The sequence below is a fragment of the Saccharothrix coeruleofusca genome, assembly GCF_014648515.1.
In the GTDB taxonomy this organism is placed as follows: Bacteria; Actinomycetota; Actinomycetes; order Mycobacteriales; family Pseudonocardiaceae; genus Actinosynnema; species Actinosynnema coeruleofuscum.
In genome coordinates this window covers 86879-106568 of record NZ_BMRG01000012.1, presented here as the reverse complement: position 1 = coordinate 106568, position 19690 = coordinate 86879, and the positions used below count along the sequence as shown (strand labels likewise).

The 19690-nt window shown below is 73.2% G+C and carries 16 protein-coding genes; 7 read left to right on the top strand and 9 right to left on the bottom strand.

The genetic code is table 11. The features are described 5' to 3' along the window. Nucleotides 1–7 precede the first annotated feature (7 nt). Together IEZ00_RS25350 and IEZ00_RS25345 are read right to left on the bottom strand one after the other, a co-directional pair. On the bottom strand, nucleotides 8–679 hold the full coding sequence (locus IEZ00_RS25350; protein WP_189225837.1) for a copper resistance CopC family protein: 672 nt from the start codon (nucleotides 677–679) through the stop codon (nucleotides 8–10). A 9-nt stretch (nucleotides 680–688) separates the two neighbouring features. Next, nucleotides 689–1246, bottom strand: coding sequence for a hypothetical protein (locus IEZ00_RS25345; protein WP_189225836.1), 558 nt, complete (start codon nucleotides 1244–1246; stop codon nucleotides 689–691). A gap of 147 nt (nucleotides 1247–1393) precedes the next feature. Between IEZ00_RS25345 and IEZ00_RS25340 the strand changes: the two genes are divergently transcribed. The 6 genes from IEZ00_RS25340 (at nucleotide 1394) to IEZ00_RS25320 (ending at nucleotide 8187) form a co-directional block, all read left to right on the top strand. Further along, the gene (locus tag IEZ00_RS25340; RefSeq protein ID WP_276530108.1) at nucleotides 1394–2125 is read left to right on the top strand and encodes a response regulator transcription factor; all 732 of its coding nucleotides are present in this window, start codon (nucleotides 1394–1396) and stop codon (nucleotides 2123–2125) included. After that, complete coding sequence (locus IEZ00_RS25335; RefSeq protein WP_189225835.1) at nucleotides 2103–3569, top strand: sensor histidine kinase; 1467 nt, start codon at nucleotides 2103–2105, stop codon at nucleotides 3567–3569. The genes IEZ00_RS25340 and IEZ00_RS25335 overlap by 23 nt, the downstream gene beginning before the upstream one ends. A gap of 62 nt (nucleotides 3570–3631) precedes the next feature. Continuing rightward, the gene (locus tag IEZ00_RS25330) at nucleotides 3632–4198 is read left to right on the top strand and encodes a Uma2 family endonuclease (RefSeq protein ID WP_189225834.1); all 567 of its coding nucleotides are present in this window, start codon (nucleotides 3632–3634) and stop codon (nucleotides 4196–4198) included. Between the two features lie 139 nt (nucleotides 4199–4337). Then, nucleotides 4338–6146, top strand: a complete 1809-nt coding sequence (locus IEZ00_RS25325) for a glycosyltransferase family 39 protein (protein ID WP_189225833.1) — start codon at nucleotides 4338–4340, stop codon at nucleotides 6144–6146. Nucleotides 6147–6193: 47 nt separating this feature from the next. Beyond that, on the top strand, nucleotides 6194–6337 hold the full coding sequence (locus tag IEZ00_RS37105) for a hypothetical protein (RefSeq protein WP_209617194.1): 144 nt from the start codon (nucleotides 6194–6196) through the stop codon (nucleotides 6335–6337). Then, nucleotides 6334–8187 (top strand): glycosyltransferase family 39 protein, encoded by a 1854-nt coding sequence (locus tag IEZ00_RS25320; protein ID WP_189225832.1) that lies wholly within the window; start codon nucleotides 6334–6336, stop codon nucleotides 8185–8187. The genes IEZ00_RS37105 and IEZ00_RS25320 overlap by 4 nt, the downstream gene beginning before the upstream one ends. A gap of 92 nt (nucleotides 8188–8279) precedes the next feature. Here IEZ00_RS25320 and IEZ00_RS25315 read toward each other — a convergent pair whose 3' ends face one another. The 5 genes from IEZ00_RS25315 to IEZ00_RS25295 form a co-directional block, all read right to left on the bottom strand. Next, entirely contained in the window at nucleotides 8280–9485 is a 1206-nt protein-coding gene (locus tag IEZ00_RS25315) for a hypothetical protein (protein WP_189225831.1), read from the bottom strand. 130 nt (nucleotides 9486–9615) lie between these two features. Further along, on the bottom strand, nucleotides 9616–10557 hold the full coding sequence (locus IEZ00_RS25310; RefSeq protein ID WP_189225830.1) for a DUF389 domain-containing protein: 942 nt from the start codon (nucleotides 10555–10557) through the stop codon (nucleotides 9616–9618). 6 nt (nucleotides 10558–10563) lie between these two features. Beyond that, a complete protein-coding gene (gene aspS / locus IEZ00_RS25305) occupies nucleotides 10564–12342 on the bottom strand; it encodes an aspartate--tRNA ligase (RefSeq protein ID WP_189225829.1) in 1779 nt (592 codons plus the stop codon). A gap of 172 nt (nucleotides 12343–12514) precedes the next feature. Further along, the gene (locus tag IEZ00_RS25300) at nucleotides 12515–13702 is read right to left on the bottom strand and encodes a S8 family peptidase (protein WP_189225828.1); all 1188 of its coding nucleotides are present in this window, start codon (nucleotides 13700–13702) and stop codon (nucleotides 12515–12517) included. Between the two features lie 462 nt (nucleotides 13703–14164). Further along, nucleotides 14165–15331 carry a S8 family peptidase gene (locus IEZ00_RS25295; protein ID WP_189225827.1) on the bottom strand — a complete coding sequence of 389 codons (1167 nt, stop codon included), beginning with the start codon at nucleotides 15329–15331 and terminating at the stop codon, nucleotides 14165–14167. A 355-nt stretch (nucleotides 15332–15686) separates the two neighbouring features. Here IEZ00_RS25295 and IEZ00_RS25290 point away from each other — a divergent pair, with 355 nt between their 5' ends. Beyond that, the gene (locus IEZ00_RS25290; RefSeq protein ID WP_189225826.1) at nucleotides 15687–16652 is read left to right on the top strand and encodes a hypothetical protein; all 966 of its coding nucleotides are present in this window, start codon (nucleotides 15687–15689) and stop codon (nucleotides 16650–16652) included. A 13-nt stretch (nucleotides 16653–16665) separates the two neighbouring features. On the opposite strand, the gene IEZ00_RS25285 is transcribed toward IEZ00_RS25290, so the two are convergent. Both IEZ00_RS25285 and IEZ00_RS25280 read right to left on the bottom strand, forming a co-directional pair. Further along, a complete protein-coding gene (locus tag IEZ00_RS25285) occupies nucleotides 16666–17826 on the bottom strand; it encodes an acyl-CoA dehydrogenase family protein (protein WP_189225825.1) in 1161 nt (386 codons plus the stop codon). Beyond that, nucleotides 17826–19688: an acetyl/propionyl/methylcrotonyl-CoA carboxylase subunit alpha gene (locus IEZ00_RS25280; protein WP_189225931.1), complete on the bottom strand. Its 1863-nt coding sequence runs from the start codon at nucleotides 19686–19688 to the stop codon at nucleotides 17826–17828. The genes IEZ00_RS25285 and IEZ00_RS25280 overlap by 1 nt, the downstream gene beginning before the upstream one ends. Nucleotides 19689–19690 lie beyond the last annotated feature (2 nt).

The following is a 19690-nucleotide window of genomic DNA, read 5'->3' as shown; positions in this document are numbered from 1 at the left end:
GAACGGGCTATTCGGCCGACCCGGTGTCCCCCTGAGGTCGGTCCTCGCGCTTGCGCCGGACCAGCGCCACCACGACCGCCGCCGCCACGAGCGCCCCCAGCCCGACCAGGGTCCACAGCAGCACCGACGAGCCGCCCTCGTCGTCGACGGTCGACGTGGGAACGCTGCTGGTGGTCGCGCCGGTGGCGCTGCTGGTCGTGGTGGCCGCGCTGTCGCCGGAGGCCGTCGTGGCACCGGTGGTCTCCGTCGGAACGGCGGCACCGGTCGTGCCGGTGGGAGGCGGCGTCGGGGTGGTGATGCCGGGTTGGGCGGCGGGCGCGTCCAGCGTGAAGCCGATGGCGCCGCTGACGAAGTCGCCGTCCAGCGACTCCACCCGCCAGCTCACCCGGTGCTGGCCCGCGGCGGCGGGACCGGGGTCGACCGACACGACCAGCGCCGTCCCCCGCGCCACCACCTCCGTGGTGCCCCACGCCCGGTTGTCCGGGCCGGTGACCTGGACCTGGGCGCTCTCGGCGGGCACCGGTTCGCTGAAGGTCAGCGTCAGCTGCCGGGGCACCTGCGCGGCCCGCGACCCGTCGGCCGGGTCGCTGGAGACGAGCCGGGTGTGCGCGAACGCGGGGGTCGCCACGCCCAGCGCGGCGAGGCAGGCCAGCAGTGCCGAGAGCGCCAGTCGGGTCATGCGCCAGTTCTACCGCGTCGGCGGCGCCTGCTGCCCGTTCCACGGCCCGCCACGCCGCTGGTGCCCCGAGGCGTCCCGCTCGGTGATCGCTTCGGCGGTGCTCTTGCCGCTGTCGTCGGTGGAGGCGACGACGGTGACGGTGTCGCCCTTGGCGATGTCGCTGATGTCCCGGTCGCGCATCGGCTCCCCGCCCATCGCCCCGATGAGGGTCTCCGAGTCGACGGTGTAGGTCTTGGTGTAGCCGTCGGCGCTGCGCACCGAGATGGACGAGTCGCTGACCTCGGTGACCTCGCCGACCTGGAACTCCCCGTGCTGGGTGTCCCCGAACAGGGGCCCCATCTGGCGCAGCCCCGGACCGCCGATCATGCCGTAACCGCGCGGACCGCCCATCTGGGCGTCGGTCCCACCCGCGGCCCAGATCACCCCGCCACCCGCCGCGGCGATGCCCACGGCGACCGCGACCGCCGCCAGCGTCTTGCGGCCGGACCAGCCGTTGCCCTCGGGCGCCGGGGACTGACGCGGGGCGGGTTCCTCGCCCCAGATCGGGTTCTCGGTGTTGTCAGTCATGGGCACAGCGTGGCCGGGGAAGCTGTGCGTGGGCTGTGGGAGCTTTGGGCGTCACCTGTGCGTCGGGCGATTCCGGTTCACAGGTGTTACACAGGATCGCCACAGGGTTCGCTCATCGGTCCGCGTGACGATTCGGAGGTGCGCCCAGTGACCACCGCGGGGAACTCCCCCGAACTGCGCCGCCCGGACGGCAGCCCGGTGCGGGTCCTCGTCGTCGACGACGAGCCCACCCTGGCCGAGCTGATGTCCATGGCCCTGCGGATGGAGCGGTGGGACGTGCGCACCGCGCCGGACGGGGCGAGCGCCGTGCGCGCCGCCCGCGAGTTCCGCCCGGACGCGGTCGTGCTGGACATCATGCTGCCCGACTTCGACGGCCTGGAGGTGCTGCGCCGGATGCGGGCGGACGCGCCGGGCCTGCCGGTGCTGTTCCTGACCGCGAAGGACGCCGTCGAGGACCGCATCGCCGGGCTGACCGCGGGCGGCGACGACTACGTGACCAAGCCGTTCAGCCTGGAGGAGGTGGTGCTGCGGCTGCGCGGCCTGCTGCGCCGCACCGGCGTGACCGAGTCAGGCGCGGGCACCGAGCTGGTGGTCGGCGATCTGGTGCTGGACGAGGAGACCAGGGAGGTGCGCCGGGGCGGGGACGCCGTCGAGCTGACCGCCACCGAGTTCGAGCTGCTGCGCTTCCTCATGCGCAACCCCAAGCGCGTGCTGAGCAAGGCGCAGATCCTGGACCGGGTGTGGAGCTACGACTTCGGCGGCCAGGCCAACATCGTCGAGCTCTACATCTCATACCTGCGCAAGAAGATCGACGTGGGCCGCGCACCGATGATCCACACGATGCGGGGTGCCGGGTATGTCCTCAAGCCCGCGCCGTGACCGCTGGTCGCCCAGCCGCTGGCCGCTGCGCACGAGGCTGGTCGTGGAGCAGGTGGTGCTGCTGTCGCTGGTGTCGGTGATCATCGGCGTGGTCACCGGTTTCGCGCTGCGCGACTTCCTGGTCCACCAGCTGGACGAGCAGCTGGTCAACACGGCGGGGCGGGTCGAGCGGGCGCCGATGCCGGAGCTGCCCGGCAGTGCCCGGCCGCTGGACCGGCCCGGCTTCGGACCGGGCACGCTGCTGGTGGTGGCGCGCGGCGGCGTGGTCGACGCGGGCAGGCTCACCCCCGTGGCGGGCGAGCGCGAGCCGCTGACCGCGCGGCAGCGGGCGCAGGTGATGGCGATCCCGGTGGACGGCGAGCCGCACACCCTGACGCTGGACGGCCTGGGCGGCTACCGGCTGGTGGCCACCACCAACCCGCGCGGCGAGGTGCTGGTCACCGGTCTGCCGCTGGACGAGGTGGACGCCACCGTGGTGCGCATGGGGCTCATCCTGGGCGGGGTGGCGCTGGCCGGGCTGATCGCGGTGAGCCTCGCGGGCGCGCTGATCACCCGGCGCACCCTGGAACCGCTGGAGCGGGTCGCCGCCACGGCCACCAGGGTGGCCGAGCTGCCGCTGGACCGCGGCGAGGTCGCGCTGGCCGAGCGCGTGCCCGAGCAGGACACCGACCCGCGCACCGAGGTGGGGCAGGTCGGCTCGGCGCTGAACCGGATGCTCGGGCACATCGGCAACGCGCTGGCGGCGCGGCACGCCAGCGAGACCCGCGTGCGGCAGTTCGTCGCCGACGCCAGCCACGAGCTGCGCACCCCGCTGGCCGCGATCCGCGGCTACGCGGAGCTGACCCGGCGCGGCCGGGACGAGGTGCCGCCGGAGGTCGCGCACGCCATGCGGCGGGTGGAGTCCGAGGCGGTGCGGATGACATCCCTGGTGGAGGACCTGCTGCTGCTGGCCAGGCTGGACGCCGGTCGGCCGCTGGACCGGGCCGGGGTGGACCTGTCGCGACTGGTCGTGGACACCGTCAGCGACGCGCGGATCGCGGGCCCCGACCACGACTGGCGGCTGGAGCTGCCGCCGGAGGCGGTGTCGGTGCGCGGGGACGCCGACCGGCTGCACCAGGTGCTGCTGAACCTGTTGACCAACGCGCGGGTGCACACCCCACCCGGCACGACCGTGACGACCTGCCTGGCACCGCCGCGCGGCGGTGCCGTGGTGCTGACCGTGACCGACGACGGCCCCGGCATCCCGGCTGGGCTGCGGCCGGAGATCTTCGAGCGGTTCGCCCGCGGCGACTCCTCGCGGTCCCGTGCGGCGGGCGGCACCGGCCTTGGCCTGTCCATCGTGGCCGCCGTGGTCGCCGCGCACGACGGCACCGTCGAGGTCGACAGCCGTCCCGGCGCCACCACCTTCACCGTCCGCCTGCCCGCCCTGGACGTGCAGCGGTGAAAGCAGGCGCGCGTGGGATACCGGGCACCGGAGCACTGGAAGCCGGACAAGGGGCGATGGCTGTGACCACAGCACGGCGTCTGGATGGCTACACGCTGGACGATTGGGAGAGCCTTGAGCCCGTCGAAGGCCACCGGGTGGAACTCGTCGACGGGCGTTTCGTCGTGAACGCCGCCCCCTCGGCCAAGCACCAGCGGGTGGCCGACCGGCTGTGCCGACTGCTCGACGACGCGGTTGCCCCCGAGGGCATGGAAGCACTTACCGCCACCGGCGTCCGCGTCCGCGAAGGGCTGGCCTATATCTCCGACGTGGTGGTTTCCACCGAACGGGTGGAGACCACCACGGTGGGCGTCGACACCGTGGCCCTGGTTGCCGAGGTGGTCAGCCCGTCAACCAAGAAGACCGACCGGTTGGAGAAACCCGCCGCTTTCGCCTCGGCGGGGGTGCCCGCCTACTGGCGCGTAGAGCTGGACGAAGCGGACGGCCCGACGGTCTACTGCTACCAGTTGCACGACGGCGTTTACTCCGAAGTCGCCGTACTGAACCCCGGCGAGGCAGGCCAAGTCGCCGTGACCGGGGCCGTGTCGGTCACCTTCGACCCGAAGGACCTGCACCAGCGCCGCAAGTGAGCCGCGCAGCCGCGCTCACCGAAGTTCACGGTTCGCCCGCCAGTCCCGCGGGCACGCCCAGCGGCACTCCGATCCAGGCACAGGTGGCTCACAGGCAAGGCACAAGGGGCGCCAAGGTGGGCTCGGCACCGTGGTCGCCATGCGAGCGCGACTACCCCTGCTGCTGTTGCTCACCGGCACCGCCGTCCTCTACCTGTGGCGCCTCGGCGATTCCGGCTGGGCCAACGCCTACTACTCCGCCGCGGCGCAGGCGGGCGCGCAGAGCTGGAAGGCGTGGTTCTTCGGCTCCACCGACGCCGCGAGCTCGATCACGGTCGACAAGACCCCCGCCGCGGTGTGGGTCATGGGCCTGTCCGCGCGCCTGTTCGGGGTGAACGCGTGGAGCATCCTCGTCCCCCAAGCCCTCATGGGCGTGGCCGGCGTGGGCCTGCTGCACGCGGCGGTGAAGCGCACCAGCGGTGAGGCCGCGGGCTTGATCGCGGGGACGGTGCTGGCGCTCACGCCCGCCGCCGCGCTGATGTTCCGCTTCAACAACCCCGACGCGCTGCTGGTGCTGCTGCTCATCACCGCCGCCTACTGCGCGGTCCGGGCGACCGAGGCGGGCAGTGGCGGGTGGTTGGCGCTTGCCGGGGTGGCGGTGGGTTTCGGCTTCCTGGCCAAGATGATGCAGGCGTTCCTGGTGCTGCCCGCGCTCGTCCTGGTCTACCTGGTCGCCGCGCCCACGACCACCCGCAGGAAGGTCCTGCACCTGTCCGGCGCGCTCGGCGCGGTGGTGGTGGCCGGGGGCTGGTGGGTGCTGGCCGTCGAGCTGGTCCCAGCGGACCAGCGGCCCCACATCGGCGGTTCGCAGACCAACAGCGTGCTGGAACTCGCCCTCGGATACAACGGCCTGGGCCGCCTCACCGGCGAGGAGGTGGGCAGCGTCGGCGGTGGCGGCGGCTGGGGCTCAACGGGGTGGGACAGGCTCCTCGGTCCCGAGATGGGCGGTCAGATCGCCTGGCTGTTGCCGACCGCCGTGGTGCTGCTGGTGGCGGGCTGGTGGGCGGGCCGCGAGCGGGACCGCGCGGGATTGCTCCTGTGGGGCGGCTGGCTGCTGGTCACCGCCGTGGTGTTCAGCTTCATGAACGGCATCATCCACGCCTACTACACCGTCGCGCTGGCCCCGGCGATCGGCGCGATCACCGGCACCGGGGCGGTGGCGCTGTGGCGGCGCAGGCGGGAACCCGTTGCGGCGGCTGCGCTTTCCGGTGCGCTCGCGGTGGCGGCGTTGCAGTGCTACCTGCTGCTGCTCGACTGGTCCACCGGGCTCGCGGTCACCGTGCTGGTGCTCGGTCTGCTCGCCGCCGTGGGGCTGTTCCTGTCCACTGTGGCCCCGGCCGTGGTCGTGGTGCCGGTCGCGCTGGTCGCGGCGCTGCTCGGTCCCGGCGCGTACTCGGTGGCCACCGCCGCCACACCGCACTCCGGCGCGATCCCGTCCGCGGGTCCTGTGCGGGCGGGTCGGGATGGCGGTGGCACCCGCATGCTCCCCGCCGGCCTCAACGGGGCCGGCGGCGTCGGCGGCGCTCCGGCCATGCGCATGGGCACCCTGCTCAACGCGCCCACGCCCGGCGAGGAGCTGGTGTCCCTCCTGCGAGCAGACAGCGGTGCCCACACCTGGGCGGCCGCGGCGGTCGGGTCCAACAACGCAGCGGGCTACCAGCTCGCCAGCGGGGTGCCGGTGGTGGCGGTGGGCGGCTTCAACGGCACCGACCCCGCCCCCACGTTGGAGCGGTTCCAGCGGTACGTCCAAGAAGGACGCATCCACTACTTCCTGGGCGGCATGGGCATGTCCGGCGACAGCGGCAGTGACGCCGCCGAGCGCATCGTCGCCTGGGTCGAGGAGAACTTCACCGCCACCACTGTCGACGGCCTGGCCGTCTACGACCTCACAGCGCGGGCACAGGCATGACGCACCGAGCACCCGACTCCCGCCCCCGTGATCGGGGACACCGGCTGGTGCCTGCGCAGCGGTCCGGCGGGCGACGGGCGGCCCAGCCGACCACCGCCGTCACGGCCGACCTGCTCGCCACCGTCGTGCGGTCCCCGTTGCCGCGCAACCGGCTCTTCCGCACCCGTCCCTCCCAGGAGACCACCTCATGACCACCCTGACCGCCGACGGGTCCGCCACCGACATCCCGCCCGCCGAGGGCGGCGCGCACCGGCGGCGCGACCCGCAGTGGTGGACCACTCCCGCCCTGTTCGCCCTGCTGGTCGGCACGGCCGCCCTCTACCTGTGGAACCTCACCGACTCCACGTGGGGCAACGAGTACTACGCCGCGGCCACCCAGGCGGGCGCGCAGAGCTGGACGGCGTGGCTGTTCGGCGGACTGGACGCGGGCGGTGTGATCACCGTGGACAAGCCGCCGGTCTTCCTGTGGGTCAGCGGCCTGTTCGCCAGGGTCTTCGGGTTCTCCAGCTGGACGGTGCTGGCGCCGCAGGCCGTCGAGGGGGTGCTGGCGGTGTGGCTGCTGCACGCCACGGTCAAGCGCACCTCCGGCGCGGTCGCGGGCCTGATGGCGGGCGCGGCGCTGGCGCTCACGCCGGTCGCGGTGCTGATGTTCCGGTTCAACCTGCCCGACGCGCTGCTGGTGCTGCTGCTCGTGGCCGCCGCCTACTGCGCGGTCCGCGCGCTGGAGCACGCGCGGGTGCGCTGGCTGGTGCTGGCGGGCGTGGCGATCGGGTTCGCGTTCCTGACCAAGATGGGGCAGGCGTTGCTGGTGCTGCCCGCGCTGGCCGGGGTGTACCTGCTGGCCGCGCCGACCACGCTGGTCAAGCGCTGGCTGCACGTGCTCGCGGCGGGGGCGGCGGTCGTGGTGTCGGCGGGCTGGTTCCTGGTGCTGGTGGAGCTGTGGCCCGCCCAGTCCCGTCCCTACATCGGCGGTTCGGCCGACGACTCGCTGTGGGAGCTGGCCGTCGGCTACAACGGCCTCGGCCGCATCTTCGGCGGCCAGGGCAACGCGGGCGGCGGCATGGGCGGCAACATCGGCTTCGGCGGCAGCACCGGACTGGGCAGGCTCTTCGGCGCGAGCATGGGCGGGGAGATCTCCTGGCTGCTGCCCGCGGCGCTGATCGGTCTGGGTGCGGGGCTGTGGTTCACCCGCAACGCGCCGCGCACCGACCGCACGCGGGCCGCGTTGCTGCTGTGGGGCGGCTGGCTGCTGGTCTCCGGTGTGGTGTTCAGCTTCATGAACGGCACCGCCCACCCCTACTACACCGTCGCGCTCGCCCCGGCGATCGCCGCGCTGGTGGCCATCGCGGGCCGCGAGCTGTGGCGGGGCCGCGCGCACCCGCCCGCCCGGATCGCGCTGGCGCTGATGGTCGCCGCGACCGGGTTCTGGGGCTTCGCGCTGCTCGACCGGGTGGCCGACTGGCTGCCCGCGCTGCGCTGGTCGCTGCTGGTGCCGACGGTCCTGGTCAGCACCGCCATCGTGGTGGGCGCGCGCCGCGTCGCGGCGCTGGCGCTGGTCACCGCCGCGCTCGGCACGGGTGCCTACGGCGTGGCCACCGCGGCGACCCCGCACGCGGGCTCGATCCCGATGTCGGGTCCGGGGGATCACGCCATCTCGGGCACGGCAGGCGCGGGCGGCGGGTTCGGCGCTGGGTTCGGCGCTGGGTCCGGCGCCGCGGGCTCGACGTCGGCGGCGCTGGTCAGCGCCCTGCGCGAGACCACCGGCACCTGGGCGGCGGCCACCACCAGCGCGCAGGGCGCCGCGAGCCTGGCGCTGAGCAGTGGCAAGGCGGTCATCGGCATCGGCGGCTGGAGCGGCGGCGACCCGGCGCCCACGCTGGAGGAGTTCCAGCGGTACGTGGCCGAAGGGCGCGTCGGCTACTTCGTCCAGGGTGACGGCATGGGCGGCGGGCGCGGGAGCGGGGGCGAGATCGCGACCTGGGTCGCGGAGAACTTCGAAGCAACCTCCATAGGGGGCCGAAGCGTCTACAAGTTGAGCTGAGCTTTCTCGAAGAGGCGGTGGTCGCTGCACAGCCCGCGCGGCCGCCGCCTCGCACGTCCGCGCGCCATCGTCCGGACACCACCGGCCGGGCGCTACCGGAAGGCCGGGTACAGCGGCAGCTCGGCCGCCTGCTCGCCGAACCGCGCCACCAGCGCGATCAGCACCTCTTCGGCGTGCGCGGCGACCTGCTTGGCCCCCAGCGCCAGCGCCTCGGATCGCATCCGCGCCCACCGCGAGGTCAGCACCGTGCTGCGCGGCGGCGAGTCCAGCGGGCGGTGGCCGCTGGTCTGCCGCGCCGACGAGCTCAGGTTCGGCAGGCCGCGCCAGGTGCTCAACCACAGCCACAGCAGCTGCGCCTCCAGCAGCCGGGGCAGGAACACCGCGTCGTCGTCCAGGTCCGGCCACACCGAGCTGACCTCGGCCCGCCACGCCGCGACCATCGCCTCCGACATCCCCGGCGGCAACCCGTAGGCGCACCAGCAGGACGGGAACGGCACGCGCAGGCAGGCCGCGTCGAACACGATGTCGCGCACGCAGCCGCCCTCGAAGTCCAGGAACCGCACGCCCCGACTGGTCACCAGGTGGTTGTCCGGGCAGGAGGTGGACGGGCTGAACGCGCGCCGCCGCGAGGTGACGAACCCGCGCACCGCCTGGTCGGCGAACTCGCGCACGGCGGGCGGGGTCTCCACCCCGAGCACCTCTTCCAGCAGGCCGGGCAGTCCCGCCAGCGCCACGTGCACGTCCACCGCCACCGGGTCGGCGCAGCACTGGCTGCCCTGGCGGCGCATCAGCGCGTCGAAGTCGGCGTCGCGGCCCGCCGTGGTGGCGTGCAGCCTGCCCATGGCGTGCGCCCAGGACAGCAGCCCGCGCTCGGCCGCCCGCGCGTCCGAGCCGAGCAGCTTCTCCGCCAGCCGGGGCGCCTTGCCCAGGTCCTCCAGCACCACCAGCCGCTTGCGGTTGTCCTGCGCCACCAGCTCCGGGGTCAGCCGCTCCTCCGAGGGCAGCGCGGTCAGCAGCTTGTGGCTGACCGCCTCGTGTGCGAACGGGTCGCGGTCGGCGATCGGCGAGGGGTAGCGCTTGACCACCAGCGTGCGGGGCAGCGAGAACGGCGTGGCCGCGACCCGCACGCGCACCACCACCGACCGGCCCGCGCCCCCGAGGTCCTCGGGGTCGGCCAGCCGCACCGGCGCGCCGAACCGGCCGCTGAGCACGGCTTCGGCGGCGAGCACCGCGTCCCGCAGGTCGGAGGGGGCGTCGTCGTCCATGTCCGAGAGGCCAGCGGTGCTCTGCAAGCTCATCCCCTCCGACCCTACTCCCGGTGGCCACCGGCCAGTGCGAGCTGACAGAACCCGTCCGGGCACCGTGACGGTAATCGGCGGACGTCGCCGGAACCACCACTCGTTGATAACGGAATCACCCCGTCCGGGGCTACCCGTCGGACAGGGGTCTACCCGTGTCCCGGACGGGGGCGCGGCGGTTGCGCAGCGCGAGCACCAGTGCCGCCGCGGTCACGACGCCCACCAGGTTCACCGCCAGCTGGGCCGCGGACCTGGCGCAGATGCCCCACTCCCCCAGGACCGCGCCGATGGCGGCGTACCCGGCGGCGGGCACCGTGGTGACCGAGATGAACACGCCCACCAGCGCCGCGGACTTGGCCGAGGTCATCGACAGCATCCCGGCCGCGCCCGCCAGCAAAGCCACGATCAGCGAGAACGGCCCCACCTGGAACACGAAGTCCAGCTCGTCCCCGGCCAGCACCTCGTCGCGCCGGAACAGGCCGGTCGCCGCGCCCAGCAGCGCGCCGCCCGCGGTGACCAGCATGGCCGCCGGGAAGCCGACGGCCAGCGCCACCGCCGCCCGCCGCACCAGGTCCCGGCGGCGCAGCACCAGGCCCACCGCGAGCGCGGCCAGCGGCCCGAACTCCGGGCCCACCACCATCGCGCCGACCAGGGTGATCGTCGAGTCGGTCACCACGGCGACCCCGGCGAGCAGGCAGGCGATGGACAGGAACGCCAGGAACGTGGCGTTGAGCCGGGACTCCTCGCCGGTGCGGGCGACCAGCTCCTCCCACACCACCGCGTCGGCCGCCTCACCGGGCGCGGCCTCCTCGGCCCGGTCGGCGGCGTCGGAGACCGAGGTGTCGACCTGCTCCAGCGCCACGCCACCGACGCGGTCCACGCCCAGCGCGCACAGGGAGGCCACCACTCCGTCGGCGGCCTCCCTGGCCACGTCCGCCTGGAGCACGTCACCGGCCGGGTCGATCCCGGCGCCGCGCAGCAGCACCACGTGCGTGACGCCGGGGTCGGCCCTGAGCGCGGCCAGCACCTGGTCGGTGGACCCGACCGGGCTGATCACGCGCAGGTGCAGCACGCCGGGCTACTGGGCCTGCTTCTGGGCGGGCTTGGCGTCCACGCCCGCCTCCTTGCGCTGCTGCGCGGTGATCGGCGCGGGCGCGGCGGTCAGCGGGTCGTAGCCGCCGCCGCTCTTGGGGAAGGCGATGACCTCGCGGATCGAGTCCGCGCCCGCCAGCAGCATGGTGATCCGGTCCCAGCCGAACGCGATGCCGCCGTGCGGCGGGGCCCCGTACTTGAAGGCGTCGAGCAGGAAGCCGAACTTCTCCTGCGCCTCCTCCGGCGTGATGCCCATGACCTGGAACGCCCGCTGCTGCACGTCGGCGCGGTGGATACGGATCGAGCCGCCGCCGATCTCGTTGCCGTTGCAGACGATGTCGTAGGCGTAGGCCAGCGCGTTGCCGGGGTCGGTCTCGAAGCGGTCGACCCACTCCGGGGTGGGCGAGGTGAAGGCGTGGTGCAGCGCGGTCCACTTGCCGCTGCCCACAGCCACGTCGTCGCCGATCTTGTCGACCGCCTCGAACATGGGGAAGTCCACGACCCACACGAACGACCAGGCGTCCTCGTCGATCAGACCGACGCGCTGGGCGATCTCGTTGCGGGCCGCGCCCAGCAGCGCGCGGGCGTCGTCGGGCTCGCCCGCGCCGAAGAAGACGCAGTCGCCGGGGTTGGCGCCGACGGCCTTGGCCAGGCCCTCCCGCTCGGCTTCGGAGATGTTCTTGGCGACCGGGCCGGTGAGCGTGCCGTCCTCACCGATCAGCACGTAGGCCAGGCCCTTGGCGCCGCGCTGCTTGGCCCACTCCTGCCAGGCGTCGAGCGTGCGGCGGGGCTGGGAGGCGCCGCCGGGCATGACCACCGCGCCCACGTACGGGGCCTGGAACACCCGGAAGGGGGTGTCGGAGAAGTACTCGGTCAGCTCGGTCAGCTCCAGGCCGAAGCGCAGGTCCGGCTTGTCGGTGCCGTACTTGGCCATCGCCTCGGCGTAGGAGATGCGCCGGAAGGGCCGGGGGATGTCGTGGCCCGCCAGGTCGCGCCACAGCGCGGTGATGATCTTCTCGCCCAGCGCGATCACGTCGTCCTGCTCGACGAAGCTCATCTCGATGTCGAGCTGGGTGAACTCCGGCTGCCGGTCGGCGCGGAAGTCCTCGTCGCGGTAGCAGCGGGCGATCTGGTAGTACCGCTCCAGGCCGCCGACCATCAGCAGCTGCTTGAACAGCTGGGGCGACTGGGGCAGCGCGTACCAGGAGCCGGGCCGCAGCCGGGCGGGCACCAGGAAGTCGCGCGCGCCCTCGGGCGTGGAGCGGGTCAGGGTCGGGGTCTCGACCTCGACGAACTTCTCCGCGTGCAGCACCTCGCGGGCGATCCGGTTGGCCTCGCTGCGCAGCCGCATCGCCTTGGCCGGGCCGGAGCGGCGCAGGTCGAGGTAGCGGTGCTTGAGCCGGGCCTCCTCACCGACCTCCAGGTGCTCGTCGAGCTGGAAGGGCAGCGGGGCGGCCTCGTTGAGGACCTCCAGCTCGGTGGCGTAGACCTCGATCTCGCCGGTGGGCAGGTCGGGGTTCTCGCTGCCCTCCGGACGGCGGGTCACGTCACCGACGACCTTGACGACGAACTCGGCGCGCAGCCGGTGGGCGCGCTCGGCCATCTCGCCCTCGCGGAAGACCACCTGGGCCACACCCGAGGCGTCGCGGAAGTCGATGAAGATGACGCCACCGTGATCGCGCCTGCGGGCCACCCACCCGGTCAGGGTGACGGACTGCCCGGCGTGCTCGGCGCGGAGCGTCCCGGCCTCGTGCGTGCGCATCACGGGTACTGCTCTCCTCGTGGTAGCTCAACTGGCGATTAGTCGTCAAGGCTAGCCAACGACCCGGTAGCCGACGCCACCAGGTTTCCCGTGCGACGCCGCTGCCCCGGTCGGCGGGGGAAAACGGCCGGGGCCGCCTCCCGGTGGGAGGCGGCCCCGGCGTCGTGCGGGTGGATCAGGCCGAGGGGGCCAGGTGGAGCAGGCGGTTCGGCGAGCCGCTGCCGGGGCTGCCGACCACGTTGGTGGTGGCCTGGCCGGTCAGGTAGCTGGACACCTGGGCCGGCGTGGCCGACCGGTTGGTGGACAGGTACCGGGCCGCCGCGCCCGCCACGTGCGGGGTCGCCATGGAGGTGCCGGAGATGGTGTTGGTGGCCGAGTCGCCGGTGTGCCAGGCCGAGGTGATCGACGTGCCGGGCGCGAAGATGTCCAGCACCGAGCCGTAGTTGGAGTAGCTGGCGCGGGCGTCGGTGTTGGTGGTGGCGCCGACCGTGATCGCCTCGGTCACGCGGGCCGGGGAGTAGCTGGAGGCGTTGGCGTTGCTGTTGCCCGCGGCGATGGCGTAGGTGACGCCCGCGGCGATCGACCGGCGCACGGCCGCGTCGAGGGTGGTGGACGCGCCGCCGCCCAGGCTCATGTTCGCGACGGCGGGCTTGACGTGGTTGGCGGTCACCCAGTCGATACCCGCCACGACACCCGCGGTGGTGCCGCTGCCGGAGTTGTCGAGCACGCGCACGCCGTAGACGGTCGCGCCCTTGGCCACGCCGTGGGCCGAACCGGCGATGGTGCCCGCCACGTGCGTGCCGTGGCCGTTGCCGTCCTGCGCCACGTTGTCGCCGTCCACCGCGTCGTAGCCGTTGCGGGCCCGGCCGCCGAAGGCGGAGTGGCTGATCCGGACACCGGTGTCGATGACGTAGACGTTCACGCCCGAGCCGGTGGAGGTGTAGCTGTAGGAGGAGTTCAGCGGCAGGTTGCGCTGGTCGATCCGGTCCAGGCCCCACGACGGCGGGTTGGTCTGGGTCGCCTGGAGGCGGAAGACCTGGTCCTGCTCGACGTACTCGACCGCCGGGTTGGCGGCCAGGCGCTTGGCCTTGGCCTCGGACAGCGAGACGGTGAAGCCGCGCAGCGCGCTGCGGAACTCGTGCTTGACCTGGCCGCCGTACTGGTTGGCCAGGGAGTTGGCGGACGCGGTGGTGCCGTCCTTGAGCTTGACGATGAAGCTGTTCTGCACCTTCTCGGCGGCGTCCGCGGCGCGGATCTCGCCCTCCGCGGCCTGCGCGGGGGAAGCCAGCAGGGAGGTCGCGGCGGCGACCATGCTCGCCACCCCGACACCGGCCAGGAAGCGGACCTGTCGTGACTGTCGCATGCGTTGTCCGTTCTCGATGCGGTGGCCTGACGTCACCCTCCGCAGTGCCTGCAGGGCTCGGGAAGTGACGGAGGGCCACCTGGCCCTCGCTTACGGTCACCGACTCTAGGAAAACGCAACTCCACCCGGAAGTGTGAAAGATTGCCAGTTTATGTTTAAGCGTGAACAAGAGCTCTGATCTGGGCTTTCCCAATAGGTGAACGCCCTGGTAGAGGCCGTGCCGGACAGCCGGCGCCGAGAACGGCGGCGAACGCCGAAGACTGCCCGATCATCCCTTCACGGGATGACGGGGATTCACCATCACTACACCGAGTGATCTACTCCGCTGGACCGTTCGACCCAGCTGAGACACCTCGGGAGTGGCGTCGCGGCCCAGGACGCGAAGCGGCCCCGGCGCGGGTGCGCCGGGGCCGCGTTCGGTGTGACCCGCGGGGTCACATGCCGCGAGTCACATGCCCTGGGTCACAGCATGGGCGAGCAGTAGAGCAGCCGGTTCGGGGAGCCGGGACCGGGGTTGACGACCACCCCGGTGGTCGCGGTGGCGGTCAGGTAGGCCGACACCACCGCGGGCGTGGCCGACGGGGCGGTCTGGAGGTAGCGGGCCGCGCAGCCGACCACGTGCGGGGTCGCCATGGAGGTGCCGGAGATGGTGTTGGTGGCGCTGTCGCTGGTGTGCCAGGCCGACAGGATGTTCGACCCCGGCGCGAAGAGGTCGAGCACCGAGCCGTAGTTGGAGTAGGCGGCGCGGGCGTCGGTGCTGGTGGTGGCGCCGACCGTGATCGCCTGGGTGACGCGGGCCGGGGAGTAGTTGGCGGCGTTGTCGTTGCTGTTGCCCGCGGCCACGCCGTAGGTCACCCCTGCGGAGATCGACCGGCGGACCGCCGTGTCCAGCGACCTGGAGGCCGGACCACCCAGGCTCATGTTCGCCGCGGCGGGCTTGACGTGGTTGGTGGTCACCCAGTCGATACCCGCGATGACGCCGGCGATGGTTCCGCTGCCGGAGTCGTCGAGCACGCGCACGCCGTAGACGGTCGCGCCCTTGGCCACGCCGTACGTGGAGCCGGCGACGGTGCCCGCCACGTGCGTGCCGTGCCCGTTGCCGTCCTGCGCCACGTAGTCGTCGTCCACCGCGTCGTAGCCGTTGCGCGCCCGGCCGCCGAAGTCGTTGTGGGTGGTGCGCAGGCCGGTGTCGATGACGTAGACGTTCACGCCCGCGCCGGTGCTGCGGTAGGTGTAGGTGCCGCTCAGCGGCAGGGTGCGCTGGTCGATCCGGTCCAGGCCCCACGGCGGGTTGTACTGCGTGGCGGCCATGCGCACGACCCGGTCCTGCTCGACGTACTCGACGGCCGGGTCGACGGCCAGGCGCTGGGCGGCCCGCTCGGACAGCGTGGCCGCGAAGCCGTGGAAGGCCGCCGCGTAGACGCGGTCGACCCGGCCGCCGACCTTGGCGACCAGGTCGTCCGCCTCGGCGGTGGACATGTCCTTCACCTTGACGAGGTAGCTGTCGGGAACCGCGTCGGGCGCGCCTGCGGCCAGCACCGGCCCCTCGGCGGCCTGGGCGGGGATCATCGCCACGGTCGTGGCCAGGACCGCGGCGCTGAGCGCCGCGGTCCACGTGAGCTTGCGCATGGAGTAGTCCTGTCGTTCGCGAGGAACGGTTCGAAGGACCCGGAGTCGGCACAGGGGACGGCGGGACCCGGTCGACCGCGCGGATGTGACTGATCTCACCCCGCGTCCAGAGGCTACGGCCGTCCGCGCAGGCGGGGAAGCATCGAAAGGGTCAGATCGGGCATAGCCACCCGCTAGGGTGACCGACCTTCACACGGACGATGTTAATGAGAATTCAAACATTCCGCCACCGACCCGGGATTTCGCCCGCCGATACGGTTCAATTCACCCCGGCAAACCCGATCGGCTGTACCGCGCGGGTGATTTAACACGATACCGTCGCTCGCCTTGTCCTCAAACCAGAACGGGAGCGCAGATGTCTACGCAAGTCGTCAGGCAGGAATCCCCTGCGGACGACCTCCGGCGGATCGGCGGGGGAGGCGACCAGTTCGCCAACGCATTGCGGGCGGCGATCCGGGCCAAAGGGCTGAGCCTGGAGCGCATCCAGCACCGGCTGCGCGCCAGGGGGGTGGCGGTGAGCATCGCCGCGCTGAGCTACTGGCAGTCCGGGCGGCGCAGGCCGGAGCGGCCGGACTCGCTGGCCGCGCTCGCGCACCTGGAGGAGATCCTGGAAGTCGGCGAGGGTGCGCTGCGCACCCTGCTGGGACCGCCCCGCCCGCGCGGCAAGGCAAGGCCGAGGGGGCTGCCCCCGGCCAACCCGCTGGGCTGGGCGCCCGCCGCCGACCACGAGCCCATGGCCGAGCTGCTGGCCGACGTGGACACCAGCGCCGACCAGGACCTGACCCGGCTCAGCCTGCGCGACCAGGTGGAGCTGGCGATGGACGGCAGCACCCGCCGGGTGCGCTCGCGGCAGGTGCTGCGCGCCGAGCGCACGGGCGTGGACCGGGTGCTGCTCAGCTACGACACCCGGCTGCCCGGTGACCCGCTGCCGGTCATCGGCACGCTGCGCTCGTGCAGGCTGGGACGGGTCTCGGCGGACCCGCGCAACGGCCTGATGGTCGCCGAGCTGCTGTTCGACCGGCCGCTGCGGCGCGGCGAGCGGACCGCGGTGGAGTACGAGCTGATCCACGTCGCGCCCCACCACCCGACCTTCGACAACTCCCACACGCGCCGTTTCCGGCACACCGTGAAGGAGTACGTGCTGGAGGTCCGCTACGACTCCCGCTGCCGCCCGGCGCGTTGTGAACAATTCACCACTTCGCTGACCGGTGGAGAACCAACCGACATCCGCGAAACTCCGGTGGACGCATGGGGCTACGCCTACGCGGTGGCCCTGGACTTCGGCCCCGGCGTGGTCGGGCTGCGCTGGGAATGGCGCTGAGCCGACCGCCTGGTCAGTAGGAGCGCGGCAGCCCCAGGGTGTGCTGCGCCACGAAGTTCAGGATCATCTCCCGGCTGACCGGGGCGATCCGGGACAACCGGGACGCGGCGAGCAGGGCGCCCAACCCGTACTCCGCGGACAGCCCGTTGCCGCCGTGCACCTGGATGGCCTGGTCCACCGCCGCCGCCACCGCTTCCCCCGCCGCGTACTTGGCCATGTTGGCCGCCTCGCCCGCCGCCCGGTCCTGACCGGCGTCGTAGAGCGCCGCCGCCTTCTGGGTCATCAGCCTGGCCAGTTCGACCTGGACGGCGCACTGCGCCAGCGGGTGCGCCACGCCCTGGTGGGCGCCGATGGGCGTGCCCCAGACCGACCTGGTGCGGGCGTACGCGCTCGCCTGGTCGAGTGCGCGGCGGGCCATGCCGGTGGCCAGCGAAGCCGCCATGATCCGCTCCGGGTTCAACCCGGCGAACAGCTGCGCCAGCCCGGCGTCGGGGGAGCCGACCAGCGCGTCCAGCGGCAGCCGCACGTCGTCGAAGAAGCAGGTGAACTGCTTCTCCGGGGACACCACCTCCATGGGGATGTGCCGGTAGGTGAAGCCGGGGGCGTCGGTGGGCACGACCACCAGCGACGGCAGCAGCCGCTGGCCCTCGGCGTCGACGTGGCGGGCGACCACGAGGACCGCCTCCACCTCGTCCACGCCGGAGATGTAGTACTTGCCGCCGGAGAGCACCCACCGGTCGCCCTCGCGCCGCAGGGCGGTGGACAGCCGGTGGGAGTTGGACCCGGCCTCGGGCTCGGTGATGGCGAAGGCCATCTTGGTGGTGCCGTCGGCGAAGCCCGGCAGCCAGCGCAGCTTCTGCTCCTCGGTGCCGAAGCGGGCGATGACCGTGGCGCAGATGGCGGGTGAGACGACCATCAGCAGCATCGGGCAGCCCGCCCTGGCCAGCTCCTCGCACACCGCGGCCAGGTCGCCGATGCCGCCGCCCCCGCCGCCGTACTCCTCCGGCACGGCCACGCCGAGGTAGCCCAGCCTGCCCGCCTCGGCCCACAGCTCGTCGGTCTTCTCCCCGGCGCGGGCCTTGGCCGCGAAGTACTCCTGCCCGTAGCGGGCGGCGAACGCGGCGACGGCCTCGCGCAGCGCCTGCCGCTCGGGGCTCTCGGTGAAGTCGGTCATCACGCCTCCACGACGGCGAGCACGTCGCCCGCGTCGACCTGCTGCCCGCGCCGGGCGGACAGCCGGGTGACGGTGCCGCCCGCGGCGGCGAGCACCCGGTGCTCCATCTTCATGGCCTCCAGCACGAGCAGTTCCGCGCCCGGCTCGACGCGCTGGCCCTCGACGACCGCGACGCGGACCACCGTGCCGGGCACGGGGGCCACCGCCGCGCCCTCGACGACCTCGGCCCGCGGGTCCGGGAAGCGCGGGAGCAGCTTCAGCGACACCGCGCCGACCTCGACCCGGTCGCCGTGGACGGAGACCGGGAACGGTGTGCGCACACCGTCGCGCTCCAGCACGACGACATTCGCGGAGGTATTAACAACAGTGACTCCAAAACTCGTCTCCACCCCCGAACGGGCGTGCCGATAGTCCACCTCGATGATTTCTCCGTCGTGTTCGAATACCGTTTTTTGCGGTTGCGAAACAATGTTCCGCCATCCCAGTGGGAGGGTTCCGCGCCGCCGCTCGGCCAGCGCCAGCGCCGCGGCCAGCGCCGCCGGGCGCGCGTCGACCTCCGGGCGGGCGGTCAGGCCGTGCTCGTCGAGGAACCCGGTGTGCGTGGCGCCGCGCTCGAACTCCGGGTGCCGCAGCACCCGGACCAGCAGGTCGCGGTTGGTCACCAGGCCGTGCACCTCGGCGCGCTCCAGCGCGGCGGCCAGCTTGCGGACCGCGGCGGCGCGGGTGGGCGCCCACGCGATCACCTTCGCCAACAGCGGGTCGTAGTGCACGCCGACTTCGCTGCCGTCCTCCACGCCGCTGTCCACCCGCACGTCGCCGGGCACCCGGAAGCGGTGCAGGGTGCCGGTGGAGGGCAGCCAGTCCCGGCCGGGGTCCTCGGCGCACAGGCGGGCCTCCACGGCGTGCCCGCGCGGCGCGGGCGGTCGCTGCGGCAGCCGCTCCCCCTCGGCCACGGCCAGCTGCCAGGCCACCAGGTCCAACCCGAAGACCGCCTCGGTGACCGGGTGCTCGACCTGCAGCCGGGTGTTGACCTCCAGGAAGTGGAACCGCCCGTCGTCGGCGAGCAGGAACTCCACGGTGCCCGCGCCGACGTAGCCGATGGCCTCGGCGGCCCGGACCGCGGCCTGGTGCAGCCGCTGCCGCACCTCGGCGGTGATCGTCGGGGCGGGGGTCTCCTCGACGAGCTTCTGGTGGCGGCGCTGGATCGAGCACTCCCGCTCCCCCAGCGCCCACACCGCGCCGTGCGCGTCGGCCAGCACCTGCACCTCGACGTGCCGAGCGCGCTCCAGCAGCGGTTCGCAGAACACCGTGCCGTCGCCGAAGGCCGACTCGGCCTCGCGCCGCGCGGCGGCGACCTGCCCGGCCAGCTCGTCCGCGCCGCGCACCACGCGCATCCCGCGCCCGCCGCCGCCCGCGGAAGCCTTGACCAGCAGCGGGAACTCCGTCGCCGACTCGGGGTCCAGGTCGGGCAGCACCGGCACGCCCGCGGCGGCCATCCGCCGCTTGGCCGCCACCTTGGCGCCCATCGCGTCGATGACCTCGGGGGCCGGTCCGACCCAGGTCAGCCCGGCGGCCAGCACCGCGCGGGCGAAGTCGCCGCTCTCCGACAGGAACCCGTAACCGGGGTGCACCGCGTCGGCGCCCGCCTTCCGGGCGGCCGCCACCAGCAGGTCTGCGCGCAGGTAGGTCTCGGCGGGCGCGGCGCCGGGCAGCCGCACCGCCGCGTCGGCCTCGCGCACGTGCGGCGCCCCCGCGTCCGGGTCGGAGAACACCGCGACCGGCGAGATGCCCAGCTCCCGGCAGGTGCGGATGACCCGGCGGGCGATCTCGCCCCGGTTGGCGACCAGCAGCTTGCGGATCATCA